The organism is Clostridioides sp. GD02404, from assembly GCF_045898275.1.
In the GTDB taxonomy this organism is placed as follows: Bacteria; Bacillota; Clostridia; order Peptostreptococcales; family Peptostreptococcaceae; genus Clostridioides; species Clostridioides difficile_A.
In genome coordinates this window covers 164,665-178,409 of record NZ_JBJOCA010000004.1, presented here as the reverse complement: position 1 = coordinate 178,409, position 13,745 = coordinate 164,665, and the positions used below count along the sequence as shown (strand labels likewise).

Annotated in this window: 13 protein-coding genes; 11 read left to right on the top strand and 2 right to left on the bottom strand. The window is 26.6% G+C overall.

All coding sequences use genetic code 11. The features are described from left to right. Nucleotides 1-57 precede the first annotated feature (57 nt). Both Q3287_RS04385 and Q3287_RS04380 read right to left on the bottom strand, forming a co-directional pair. Nucleotides 58-564, bottom strand: a complete 507-nt coding sequence (locus Q3287_RS04385) for an ImmA/IrrE family metallo-endopeptidase (protein WP_054276988.1) — start codon at nucleotides 562-564, stop codon at nucleotides 58-60. A gap of 76 nt (nucleotides 565-640) precedes the next feature. Beyond that, nucleotides 641-982: a helix-turn-helix transcriptional regulator gene (locus tag Q3287_RS04380; RefSeq protein ID WP_054270708.1), complete on the bottom strand. Its 342-nt coding sequence runs from the start codon at nucleotides 980-982 to the stop codon at nucleotides 641-643. A gap of 444 nt (nucleotides 983-1,426) precedes the next feature. Here Q3287_RS04380 and Q3287_RS04375 point away from each other — a divergent pair, with 444 nt between their 5' ends. From Q3287_RS04375 to Q3287_RS04325, 11 genes are all read left to right on the top strand, one after another. Beyond that, nucleotides 1,427-2,791, top strand: coding sequence for a hypothetical protein (locus Q3287_RS04375; RefSeq protein ID WP_407963577.1), 1,365 nt, complete (start codon nucleotides 1,427-1,429; stop codon nucleotides 2,789-2,791). 21 nt (nucleotides 2,792-2,812) lie between these two features. After that, nucleotides 2,813-3,304, top strand: coding sequence for a zinc ribbon domain-containing protein (locus tag Q3287_RS04370; RefSeq protein ID WP_054276986.1), 492 nt, complete (start codon nucleotides 2,813-2,815; stop codon nucleotides 3,302-3,304). Between the two features lie 275 nt (nucleotides 3,305-3,579). Further along, nucleotides 3,580-4,251, top strand: coding sequence for an N-acetylmannosamine-6-phosphate 2-epimerase (locus Q3287_RS04365; RefSeq protein ID WP_054270705.1), 672 nt, complete (start codon nucleotides 3,580-3,582; stop codon nucleotides 4,249-4,251). Nucleotides 4,252-4,320: 69 nt separating this feature from the next. Continuing rightward, nucleotides 4,321-5,202 carry an N-acetylneuraminate lyase gene (locus Q3287_RS04360; protein WP_054270704.1) on the top strand — a complete coding sequence of 294 codons (882 nt, stop codon included), beginning with the start codon at nucleotides 4,321-4,323 and terminating at the stop codon, nucleotides 5,200-5,202. Between the two features lie 32 nt (nucleotides 5,203-5,234). Then, a complete protein-coding gene (locus tag Q3287_RS04355; protein WP_054276985.1) occupies nucleotides 5,235-6,737 on the top strand; it encodes a sodium:solute symporter in 1,503 nt (500 codons plus the stop codon). Between the two features lie 135 nt (nucleotides 6,738-6,872). After that, nucleotides 6,873-7,325, top strand: a complete 453-nt coding sequence (locus Q3287_RS04350) for a YhcH/YjgK/YiaL family protein (protein ID WP_054270702.1) — start codon at nucleotides 6,873-6,875, stop codon at nucleotides 7,323-7,325. A 160-nt stretch (nucleotides 7,326-7,485) separates the two neighbouring features. Beyond that, on the top strand, nucleotides 7,486-8,289 hold the full coding sequence (locus tag Q3287_RS04345; protein WP_407963576.1) for a sialate O-acetylesterase: 804 nt from the start codon (nucleotides 7,486-7,488) through the stop codon (nucleotides 8,287-8,289). 57 nt (nucleotides 8,290-8,346) lie between these two features. Beyond that, nucleotides 8,347-9,234 (top strand): ROK family protein, encoded by an 888-nt coding sequence (locus tag Q3287_RS04340; RefSeq protein ID WP_054276983.1) that lies wholly within the window; start codon nucleotides 8,347-8,349, stop codon nucleotides 9,232-9,234. Nucleotides 9,235-9,252: 18 nt separating this feature from the next. Continuing rightward, nucleotides 9,253-10,098, top strand: a complete 846-nt coding sequence (locus Q3287_RS04335) for a MurR/RpiR family transcriptional regulator (protein WP_054270699.1) — start codon at nucleotides 9,253-9,255, stop codon at nucleotides 10,096-10,098. Nucleotides 10,099-10,164: 66 nt separating this feature from the next. Continuing rightward, complete coding sequence (locus tag Q3287_RS04330) at nucleotides 10,165-10,854, top strand: Crp/Fnr family transcriptional regulator (protein ID WP_054276981.1); 690 nt, start codon at nucleotides 10,165-10,167, stop codon at nucleotides 10,852-10,854. A gap of 180 nt (nucleotides 10,855-11,034) precedes the next feature. Then, complete coding sequence (locus Q3287_RS04325) at nucleotides 11,035-13,674, top strand: GGDEF domain-containing protein (protein ID WP_407963575.1); 2,640 nt, start codon at nucleotides 11,035-11,037, stop codon at nucleotides 13,672-13,674. The last annotated feature ends 71 nt before the right edge of the window (nucleotides 13,675-13,745 follow it).

The following is a 13,745-nucleotide window of genomic DNA, read 5'->3' as shown; positions in this document are numbered from 1 at the left end:
ATTATATTTAAATATGTATTTGTTAAATAATAAACTATAAAAGTAGAATAAAAGAGTTTAAAAAATATCCTCATATATGTAGAAATTTGGTAAGCTAGTTAATACTAGGAATCTATTATTTCCTAAGTCTAACATGTTTTTCTTTCTTGATAGAAATTCTAATCTTTTTAATAAGAATTTTACACTAACTTGTAATTCCTCAGCTATTTCATAGACATTTGTGGCATATGAATTAATAACATGTATTATCTCTTCTTCTGCTATAAGAAATTCACCTGCCCATCTTAGAGCTTTTTCTTCAGTTTTATCTATCAATATTTTATTTTTGTAGCTATTTTCTGAAGATACATAATCTCCTACACTGGTAAAATGATGTCCTAATTCTTCTGCTAAAATTTCTATTAGTTTAGTCTTATTTTGTTTTAATGAATTAAGTAATGATATAATTTTTAGCCCTTGTTTGTTTATATACAATCCTTTTATGTCATCTGTTATTTTGTCAGTGTAGTAAATTTCTATTTCTTCATTTTTTGCTAAATCTAAAAGTGCATCTAGTTTATTCATGGAAATCCCCCTATAAAAAGAATGTATTTTTGAGTTTTGTTATATATAAAGAGCAGGTGTGAACTGCTCTAAATATTTATTTTTTATATTTGCTTATTAAAAATTCTATATAATCATTAAGTTGCTCTTGAGCTTCTTCTGGTAAAACTTTGTTAGGATTAGATTTATGCGTTGCTACGGTATCTATGTGATTTCTAACAAGAGTTCTCCCTAAAAGATAATCAATAGATACATTAAAAAAATCTGCCCAATTTTCTAAAACGTTTATTTCTGGTTTTCTTTTGTTATTTTCATACTGTGATATTGTTGATTTATTAAAACTCGTAAGATAAACTTTATTAAATTTTTCAACAAGTTCCTCTTGAGTTAGATTCATTTCTGTTCTTAAAAGTTTAAACCTCTCACCAAAAGTTGACATAAATAAAACCCCCTTTATAAAAAGTATAGCATAAGTTTATGATAATGTTAACTTATTTCGGAAAAGTTAACAGAAAAGTGCATTTAAATATTGATAAGCTTTGTTTGTATTAAAACATAAACTATGTACTAAATTTATATAGTTATAAGTAACATAATAATAACTATTTATAACTTAATTTTGGAATCAAAAATAAATGGTGGCAAAACCTAACTTGCCACCATCTTGCCACTGAAAATAAAGAATAGAATAAATTTAAATTAAGCATAATAAAACATAAACAACAAAACTGACATTAATAAATTATTGAAATACCAATACTTGTTAAAAAATAACAACAATAAACAAATAAAATAGATAAATATATCCAATTAAGGTATAATTAAGTTTTATATGATATAGTTATATTTGATAATTTACAACAGTAAAACTTGGAGGGAAAAAATGGATGAAAAAAAAATAAATAATATGAATTATTCACATAATAACTATTCCAAAACAACAGGCGAACTAACTAGAAAAATAAAAAATAAAAACTTCACACTTAAAAGAAAAGAAGAAAAAATTTGTCCTAGTTGTAGCAAAGAAAATAATTCTAAAGATAATTACTGTAAATTTTGTGGAAATGAGCTTTATGAAGTAGCATCCTTAAAACCATTTGAAACAAAATTAGACTTAAAATCTAAAATAAAAGAGCTTTCACATCATGCAAATACAAGAGGAATATTTTTAACAACCTTTACAAATGTATTTATATTATTTATTATTGCATTGATATTTAAAGCTGTAATAACTATTCAATTTAATGATATTAGTTATTTAATAAATCCAGCACATATAATTCTAGCTCTTAACTTGGGTCAGATTAGTGTATCTATGTCTACTATGATGGGTTCTGGATTTATAAATGCTAATATAGGATTGTTAATATTACTTATAATCCCTATTCTAGGATTAATAATATCAAATTTAATTTTTATGAGAAAAAGATGTAAAGACTCAAAATCTACATTAGTAAATTCATTAGGAGTTGGAATTCTTTATGGATTAATTTTAGCTGTTCTATCTGTTTTTACTAATGTAAAGACTGGTTCACATAGTATGTTAGAGTATGGCTATGCACTAGAATATAGTTATCAGTTTTTTAGTGTTCTTTTAAATGGATTTGTATTAGGATTTATATGTACATATATAACTAATTACAAAAAGAGTTATGAAAAAGAAAATATGTATATGTCTCTTTTTTCAAATTCTATAAAGATATTTATATTAGGATATGTTTTAGTATTGGCGATCCTATTTGTACTAACTATATCTGATAGTAGCTACTTAAACGAATTAGATATGAGTAGTTACTCAAATGGAGCAAATTTATTTGCTATACTGCCACAAATAGCTAGTTATATGTGGGCTTTTGCAAATGGAATTTCAGTTACTATAATAAATTCAACAGTATCAATATTTAGTTTGGGCTCATCATCTCTATTTGGAGATACTAAATTAATGTTTTATGCAATGGGAGCTTTATCTGCATTAATACTATTATTAAATGGATATAAATTGAGATTTAAGTATGACACAGATAATATCAAGCCTGTAATAGTGTTTAGTGTGTATTATGCATTTTTAATGGGTATGCTGGCTTTATTTAGCACATTTATACTTGATAGTAATATTAATTTCTTTAATACAACTAGTTATGGTGCAACTTTAATAATGCAATTTAAAGTATTCCAAACTATTATAATTTCATTTATATATAGTTTTGTGATATCTTTAATAGGGTATAAGCTAAACTCAGCTGATTAAATATGATTGGAGGAAATTTCTATGGAAGAAAATACTAAGAATACAGTAGACGATAAGTTTTCTAAAGTTAAGAAAAAGTTTGGTAATGGAAAATTTAAAGTTGAATTATATAAAGAAAAATCAAAGATAAATAGAGAGATTGAGGATATTCAAGAAAAGAAAGCAAAGATATTCTTAGAAATGGGAATACTAACATATCAAAAAATTAGAGAAGATTCTTTTGATGATGAAAGTTTTGATAAGTTTTGTGATGAATTACTAGAACTCGACAAGATAATCTATGAAAAAAATGTGGAAATTAACGAAATGGAAATCGCAGAAAGTAATGTAACTTGTGAATGTGGTTATGTTGGAAGTGTAAATGATAAATATTGTGCGGAATGTGGTAAAAAATTTGAGTTAGAAAATGAATCTGGTGATTTTATAGTTTGTGGTTACTGTGAAAGTGAAATAGATTCAGAGTCTGAATTTTGTCCATGTTGTGGTAGAAAAATTATAATGGATTTAGAGTAATATTGGGAAACCTATGTATAGTGTACATAGGTTTTTTTATTGAAATAATTTAAAAGGAGTATTTATGAGAGTACTTATATAAAATGAAAATAAACACCAAAAAAATGAAATAAAATTTCTTTTAAATAAGAAAAACAAGCTAACTCATGGAATAAACTGGTAAAAATATAGAAATAAGAAAAAAATATGAAAAAATATTGCAAAGAAAAAGTTTTCATGTTATTATTAATACATAAATCAAGAAAATAAATTTCAGAAATGAGGTAATTGAAAAAATGCTAGATAAGGTAAAGGGTAAATTAATAGTATCATGCCAAGCTTTAGAAAATGAACCTCTTCATAGTCCTTTTATAATGGGTAGGATGGCTAAGGCTGCTATGGAAGGTGGAGCTGTTGGAATTAGGGCTCAAGGGGTTGATGATATTATTGAAATAAAAAAAGTTACTGGACTTCCTGTTATAGGTATTATAAAGAGAAATTATGAAGATTCAGATATATATATAACACCAACTAAAAAGGAGGTTGATGAGCTTCTGACAACAGGGTGTGAGATGATAGCTTTAGATGCCACTAATAGAGTTAGACCAAATAATGAAGATTTAAAGGAAATTATAAAGTATATAAAAGAAAATGGGGTTTTAGTAATGGCAGATGTTTCAAACTATGATGAGGCTGTTAAAGCTCAAGAGTATGGTGTGGACTGTGTTTCAACTACACTATCTGGGTATACTCCATATACAGAAGTTTTAGAAGGTCCAGACTTTGCACTAATGGAAAGATTAGTTAAAGATTTAGAAATACCTGTAATAGCTGAAGGAAAGGTAAATACTCCTCAAGATTTAAAAAAGGTATTTGAGTTAGGTGTTCATTCATCAGTAGTAGGCTCAGCAATAACAAGACCACAACTAATAACAGAAAAGTTTGTTAAAGCAATTGAAATTAATTAAAAATTAATTTATAAATTAAAAAATTATTATATTTAACTATATTTAAAAACTAAAATTGGAGGTAAGGATATGAGAACAACAGATATGAAGGGAATTTATTCAGCATTATTAGTTTCATTTGATAAGGAAGGAAATATAAATGAAAAAGGGCTAAGACAAATAATTAGACATAACATAGATGTTTGTAAAATAGATGGTCTTTATGTAGGGGGAAGTACAGGAGAAAATTTCATGCTTTCAACTGATGAGAAGAAAAGAATATTTGAAATAGCTAAAGATGAAGTAAAAGAAGAAATAAAATTAATAGCTCAGGTTGGTTCAGTTAATTTAAAAGAAGCTGTGGAACTTGCTAAATTTACAACTGATTTAGGATATGATGCTATAAGTGCTGTTACACCTTTTTATTATAAATTTGATTTTGAAGAAATAAAACACTATTACAATACAATAATAAATTCTGTAGATAATAGATTAATAATATATTCTATACCATTTTTAACTGGTGTTGATATGAGTTTAGAGCAATTTGGAGAATTATTTGAAAATGAAAAAATAATAGGTGTTAAATTTACAGCAGCAGATTTCTACTTATTAGAAAGAATGAGAAAAACTTTCCCAAATAAATTAATATTTGCAGGATTTGATGAAATGATGTTGCCAGCTACAGTTTTAGGAGTAGATGGAGCAATTGGTTCTACATTTAATGTAAACGGTATCAGAGCCAGACAAATATTTGAATTAACTAAAAATGAAAAAATATCAGAAGCACTTGAAGTACAACATGTGACTAATGATTTAATAACAGATATATTAGGAAATGGTCTATATCAAACAATTAAATTACTACTTGAAGAGCAAGGTGTTGAAGCTGGATATTGTAGACAACCTATGAAAGAAGCAACTGATGAAATGAAATCAAGAGCAAAAGAAATATACAGAAAGTATTTTTAATAAAATACTTTTAGTATGGGAGGATTAGTAAAATGGTAGGATTTACTTGGATAGATTTTGCAATACTGGTAGTTTACTTATTGGCAGTTTTATTTGCAGGGTTGTTATTTTCAAAAAAGGAAATGAAAGGAAAAGAGTTCTTCAAAGGTGATGGGACTATTCCTTGGTGGGTTACATCAGTATCAATATTTGCCACATTATTAAGTCCAATATCGTTTTTATCATTAGCAGGAAATTCTTATGGTGGAACTTGGATTTTATGGTTTGCACAATTAGGTATGTTTATAGCAATACCTTTGACAATAAAATTTTTCTTGCCTTTGTACAGTAGGCTAGAAATAGATACAGCATATGAATACTTAGAAATGAGATACGAAAGTAAAGGTCTTAGAGTAATTGGAGCTTTAATGTTTATAATATATCAAATAGGACGTATGTCTATCATAATGTATCTTCCATCAGTGGTTCTAGCTGGTCTTACAGGAATACCTGTAAATGTACTGATAGTAGTTATGGGCGTAATAGCAATAATTTATTCATATACAGGTGGATTAAAGGCTGTTTTATGGACCGATTTCATACAAGGGATGGTACTAATAGTAGGTGTTACAGGGACATTGTTCTATTTAATAGCAAGTATAAATGGTGGTTTTGGAACAGTGATGGATACACTTACAAGTGGACATAAATTCTTAGCAACTAATGAAGTTATGTTTGATAAAAATATACTGTCTACAAGTGCATTTATAATATTTGTTGGAGCTGGTCTTAATACTTTTTCATCATATGTATCAAGTCAAGATATAGTTCAAAGATTTACTACAACAACTGATATAAAGCAACTTAACAAAATGACATATGGAAATGGTGTTTTATCAATGGGACTTGCAACTGTGTTTTATCTAATTGGAACTTGTTTATTTATATACTATACTCAAAATCCAGATTTAGCTCAAACAGTTCAGCAAGACCAAGTATTTGCATCGTATATAGCTTATGAATTACCAGTAGGTATAACAGGAATACTACTTGCAGCAATATATGCAGCATCTCAATCAACTTTATCAACAGGACTTAACTCAGTTGCTACAAGTTGGACTTTAGATATACAAACTATAATAACAAAAGATATGAGTATGGAAAGACAAACTAAGATAGCACAATATATATCATTAGGTGTAGGTATACTTTCTATAGTTGTTGCAATAATCTTAGCAAATGGAGAAATAAAGTCAGCATATGAATGGTTCAATAGTTTCATGGGACTAGTTTTAGGAGTTCTGGCAGGAGTATTTGTGCTTGGAGCATTTTGTAAAAAGGCAACTAAAATGGGAGCTTATGTCGGATTTATAATATCAGCAATTTTGGTTGTTTATCTAAAATATCGTATGCCAGAAGTAACTTCTTGGGCATATTCTTTAATAACAATAACTACTTCTGTTGTAGTAGGTACAATAGTTAGTGCAATAGAAGCTAAGGTTAAAGCAAAAGTATCTTTACCAAGAGCTGAAACTACTGTTTATTATGAAAAATAATATGATGTTTAAATGATAAATTGTCTTATAGAGTGATTAGATAAATAATTTAGTTACTCTATAGGACTGTAGAATACAATTTATATGTAAAAGTGTAAAAAAATGTATTTAAAATTATATAGGGAGACAATGCTTATGATATTTGGAAATATAAATCATAGTAAGACATATTCAACATTACATGAAGATTTACTTAGATGTTTCGAATATGCTAAAGAGAATTCATTAATAGATTATGAAAAAGGTACTTATACAATAGATGGTGATGATATTTTTGTGAATATTGTAGAGTATAAAACTTGCGAAAAAGAAGAAAGATTCTGGGAAGCTCATAAGAAGTATATAGATGTACACTTAATGCTTGATGGATGTGAAAGAATAGACTTAAATTTTATAGAAAATTTAGAGCAAAAACCATATGAAGAAGAGGGAGATTTTTTACCCCTTGATGGTAAAAACAATGGATATGTAGAACTTAGAAAAAATGATTTCTTAGTGTGTTATCCAGAAGATGCTCATATGACAGCAATAAAAGTTTTAGAAAAAGAAAATATCAAAAAAGCTATTTTTAAGGTTTTGGTTAGATAATGAGGATTTATACAACCACTAAGGCTGAAAATAGTGATTTAACTTTCAGCGATTAGTGATATTTCGTAAATTTTAGTTAGATTACTATTTTCAGCCTTAGTTTTTTATAATGAAAATTGGATGTAATCAAAAGGTTAAAATTTTATAGAGGAGTTAAATCATGGAAGATATAGATATATTTTTATTAATAGGACAAAGTAATGCCAGAGGATTAGGAAATCAAAAAGAGAGTGTTATTCCTAATGAAAATTGTTTTGAATATTTGAGTACTGATGAAATTATAAATATGAGGTGTGAGCTAGAGACTTCAGAAGGTGATGGTACTATAGCACCTGCATTTTCAAATGAATGGAATAAGTTCACTGGAAATAAAGTTTGTTTTATTCATAATGCAAAAGATGGGTCAAGAATAAAAAATTGGAATCATGATAATAACTGGTTTCTAAATGATACTATAGAAAAATTTAATGCAGGATGTAGTACTTTAAGTAAACATTATAATATACAAAGTAAGTATGTTATTTGGATTCAAGGTGAAAGTGATGCAAAATATGGTAGCGATGCCTTATACTATAAAGAAAGTTTAAAAAAGATTGCGTATAGACTTAAAAAAGAATGTATGATTGATAAAATGTTTGTAAGCTTAACTGGTTATTGGCTTGGAGAAGATGAATATTTTGTTAGAACTAGACGAATTGCAGCAGCTCAAGAATCTGCTTGTAATGAATGTGATATACTGTGTGTAGGAAGTAAAATTGCTATGCAATTTCATGATAAAGGCTTAACTATTGACGATGTTCATTATACTCAAGAAGGTCTTAATATCCTAGGAGAGGACTTATGTAAAAATATTTATAAGTATCATATAACTAAGGAAAAAAGTGTCTTAAGTGATACAATAGATTTATCAGAAGCAAGGAAATATATTTGTGAATTGGAAAAGATAAGTAAAAAATTTGTGTAATATAAAATTTTGAATAGAGTTGTTAATTTATAAAAATAATTTGTATGGAGATATGTTATGAAAAATTACGTTTGTATAGATGTTGGAGGTACTTCAATAAAATATGGATTTATTAGGGAAGATGGATTTATAATTGATAAATCAAGTATGGATACTGAAGCAAAGGAAAAAGGTGGAGAAGGAATATTATCTAAAATAAAACAGATAGTGAAAAAATATATAGAAGAAAATGACATAAGTGGTATATGTATATCTACTGCAGGTATGGTTGACCCAATTAAGGGGAAGATATTATTTGCATTGGAAGAGCTGATTCCAAACTATAAAGGTATGGAATTAAAAAAAGAGATAGAAAAAGAATTTAATATAAAATGTGAAGTTGAAAATGATGTTAATTGTGCTGGACTTGGTGAGATGTGGATTGGAGCAGGAAAGGGTGCAACATCTTCTGTATGCCTGACAATAGGTACTGGAATTGGTGGTTGTGTTATAATAAACAATAAACTAATAAATGGATTTAGTAATAGTGCTGGTGAAGTAGGATATATGAATATAAATGGAAGTTCTTTTCAAGAGTTAGCATCTACTAGTAGTCTAGTTAAAAAAGTAGCAAAAATAAAGAGTTTAAATGAAAATGACTTAAATGGAAAAATAATTTTTGATTTAGCAAAGAATAATGACGAAGATTGTTTAAAAGAGCTCAATAATATGATAAAATCATTAGCAGTTGGAATCGCAAATATATGTTATGTAATAAATCCAGAAGTAGTAATTTTAGGTGGTGGAATTATGGCACAGGAGGAATTTCTAAAACCTAAAATAGACAAAGCATTAAAGGAGGTTCTTATAGATAGAGTTTACAAAAATACTAATGTAGAATTTGCAAAGAGACAAAATGATGCAGGAATGCTTGGGGCATTATATAATTTTTTAAATAAAATATAAAGAATAGAAGGGTTTTTAATGAGTATTTTAGAACAATTGGAATCACCAACGTTTAAAGTCACAAAGTCAGATAAATTATTGATAACTTATATAAAAGAGAATATAGAGGATGTATTCTATAAGCCAATATCACAAATAGCGAAAGAAAGTAATATTGGTGAAGCAACTATAACTAGATTTGTAAAAAAGATGAACTTTAGTGGGTTACAAGATTTCAAGGTAACTTTAGCACAAGAGATATCAACCATGAATAAAAAAAATATTATAAATAAAAATATACAAAATGATGAACCAGCTTTGGATACAGCAAAGAAACTTTTAAATTCAAATGTAACTACTTTAGAGAATACTGTAGAGATAATTAATAGTACTGATGTTCACAATTGTGCAAGACTTATAATAAATGCAAAGAAAATTTATTTTATAGGTATTGGATATTCTGGTATAATAGCACAGGATTCAAACTATAAATTTATGAGAATAGGACTTAATTGTGTGAGCTTTGATAGTAGCCATACAATGATAATGATGTCTTCCATAATGGAAGAAGGCGATTTAATTGTAGCGATTTCACATTCTGGTGAAACTGAGGAAATCATAAAAACTGTAAAACTTGCAAGAGATAATAATGCTAAAATTATATCAATAACTGAAAATAAAAACTCTGAATTAAAGGATATTTCAGATGTACACTTATCTTATGTATCAGGAGAAACTGTATTGGAAACTGGTTCAATATCTTCAAAATTAGCACAATTTTTCATTATTGATTTAGTATATACACAGGTAGTAAAAGAACTTTCTAATGAAGCTATTGAAAGAAAAATTAAAACAACAAATGCTATAAAATTGTTTAAAGAATGAATAAAATAAGAAATTTGTAATGTTTTATAGAGCTTTCTTATAAATTTAGGAATGGAGAGATATTACATGTCTAAATTAAAAGATTATAATATTGATAAAGTAATGATTTTTAATAATTTATGTGATAAAACAAAGAATCAACTTAAGGAAAAAGCTAAACTAAAAAGATTACAAAAAAAAGAAATTCTATTTTATGAAAAAGATAGCTTAGACAGTGTTTATGTACTTTTAGATGGAAAAATGTCTATTTTTAAGATAAGTGAAAATGGTGAGAGAAAAGTAATTTTCATATTAAATAGTGGTGAAATTATAAATGATATTACCTTTGATTCTAGTAAAAATTCTACTGTAGGATGTGAGGCATTTGAAAACTCAATTGTAGCTTATTACAGTATAGAAGAATTTTTAGAAATTATGCAAAATGATTTTCAACTTACAAAAGATATTATCTCTTATATGGAAAGAAGAATAAGACGTCTATACAGACAGTTAAAAAATTCTATATCTATAAAAGTAGATAAAAAGCTTGCAGCAAAACTATATAGATTAAGTAAAGAATTTGGAATTTGTTGTGGTGAATGGACTTTACTAAATGTAAACATTACAGTTACATATTTAGCTGACATGCTTGGATGTAAAAGAGAAACTGTTTCTAGAATGATAAAAGTATTGCAAAAGGAAGAACTTATAAAGATTGATAGTAAAGGCTTTTATGTTAAAGAAATTGAACTATCAAAATACTTTAAAAGCAATTAATTGTAACTAAATAAAGACATTATTAAGAGAATCTATTTATAGATTCTTTTTTATTGTGTAATTCGCCAATATTTGTATTAAGTTTGTTGAAACAGCTGAACTCTGATAGTATAATTAGTTTAACAATAAAAAGTGGATATACATATGTTAACACAGCTTCTAAGAAAAGGATGTATTAAAATGAAAAATAAAAAGTTCATAGGCTATGCTCTAGGTTTTATTTTTATATGTATGTTTGTGATGATTTCGCTTTGGGATTTTACTTGTAATGTTAATTCATTAGTAGAAAAAAATAAAAAAATGCATTTAGAAGAACTAGCATTACAAAGTTCAAACGCTATAAATATCAAACTTAATTCGTTAATCCGATTTATAAATAGTATTTCTAAAACTATTTCAGATTCAGATAGCATGAGGAGAGAAGAATTAATAAAAATATTAAATGATGTATCAAAAGAATCTAATTTTGAAAAAATTTATATTGCATATCCAGATGGTACTGTTTATAAAGATAATAAAAAAGTAGATAATATATCACAACAGAGTTATTTTAAGAAAGCAATGAAAGGTGAGAGTAATATTTCTGAAATTATAAGTTCACCTGCAAGTAATGAAAGTAGCTTTATGGTAGCATCTCCAATATATAAAAATGATGAAGTAATAGGGGTATTGTATGGGTCTTATTATACAAGCAGATTAAGTGAATTTATAGATGGAAATAGTTTTAATGGAGAAGGACATACTTATGTTTTTGAAAAGTCAGGAAAACTTATCTTAAAGTCTACTCAAAGAAAAACTAATGATGACATAGATAATATTAGTGATTTTTTCAATTCAATTTCTTTTGGAGAAGATTATAATTATAAGAAATTTAGCAGAAATATATCAAACAAGAAAAGTGGATTCATAGAATATAAGTTTAATGGAAAAGATAGATATGCTATATATGCTCAAGTTGGCATAAATGATTGGTATACTTTATCTTTTATTCCAAAATCTTTAGTACTGAAAGATATTTCAGAAATAAACAAACTTGCAATTATATTAACACTTAAAAACTTCATATCACTTTTAGTTTTAATTTTAATTGTATTTTATAAGGAAAAAAAGTCAAAAGATAGAATTGTGAAGGCTAATTTAGAAATATCTTCACTTACTAATAATATACCTGGAGGAGTCTTTAAGTGTACAATAGGAGAAAAATATGAATTTGTATTTTTAAGTGATGGTTTTATAGACCTTTTTGAGTACACTAAAGAAGAGATAAAATCCATATTTGACAATAATTTTTATGATGTAATTTACAAAGGTGATATAGATAGAGTAAAGAAAGAGTTTGAATTTCAACTGTTGAAGTCAAAAGTAGTTGAAGTAGAATATAGGATGATTACTAAAAATGGAAATTTTGTATGGGTTGTAAATAAGTGTGAACTTATAAAAGATTCTGATGGAAAAGAGTATTTTTATTGTGTATTAGTTGATATAACAGATTTAAAAAGAACAGAAGAAGATTTGAAAATTAATGAAGAAAGGCTTAGGATTGCTTTATTTAAGACTTCTAATATAGTGTTCGACTATGATGTTAAAACGAAGTCTATACACAATTTTAGTGATGTTTCTTCAATATATGGATTAACGAAAAATGTTAAAAACTCAATAGAATATTTTGTTAATTCAAAAATAATACATAATGACTTTATTGATATTTTTGAGGAATCTTTTAATAAAATCGAAAAAGGTGAAGAAAGTGTAGTGTCTGTGATAAAAATAAAACAAGTTAGTGGCGAATACATATGGAATAGGATGACTTTAACTAATATATTTAGTGAAACAGATATGTCAATTAAAGCAATAGGATTGTTGGAAGATATAAATGAGCAGAAAAAAATTGAAATGCAATATAATCAAGAAGAACAGTATCGAAAAGCTATGTTATCTGAAGCAATTGCAATATATGAAGTTAATTTTTCTCAAGATAAACTTATATCAAATAATATAGATTCTAATAATAATTTAAATTTAAGGATTGATGGCAATTACTCTGATGTAATGAAGAATATTGCTGATGATATAATATTTATTTCAGATAAGGAAAATTTTAAAAATATGTTTCATCTTGAAAATGTTTTGGATTCATATAGCAGAGGAGTAAATGAGTTAAAACTGGAATATCGTAGATATGACGATAATGGAGAGCTTTTGTGGGAGCTATGCACAATGCATTTATTTAAAGAACTTCAATCTAATCAGATTAAAGGGTTTGCATATATTAAAGATATAGACAAGCAGAAAAAAGACGAGATGGAGCTTAAATTTAAAGCTGAACGTGACATCTTAACAGGAATTTATAATAAAGGAACAACAGAAATTTTAATAAAGAGATTTATTAGCTTAGAAAGTACAAAAGACAGTGTACATGCATTTTTTATTATTGATTTAGATGATTTTAAATCTATCAATGACAGTCTAGGTCATATTTTTGGTGATAAAGTTTTGGTTGAAGTTTCAACAAAATTAAATTCTATTTTTAGAGAAGATGATATAATTGGACGTATTGGTGGAGATGAGTTTGTAGTTTTTATGAAAAATATAAAAGATACAAAACACATTGAAAATAAAGCAATTGAGTTATGTAATGCATTTAGAAATTATTATACTGGAGAAAATAAGTCGTATAAAGTTTCTTGTAGTATAGGCATATCTGTTATGCCAAATCATGGAATAACCTTTATTGAGTTGTATAAAAAAGCAGATAAGGCACTTTATTATTCAAAACATCGAGGAAAGGACAGATTTATTATATTTAATGATTCTATTTAAGTTTTCAAATATAAACGATTGTTTATGCACTTTAATTAGATATTACATAAAATTAAATAAAAATAAATTAA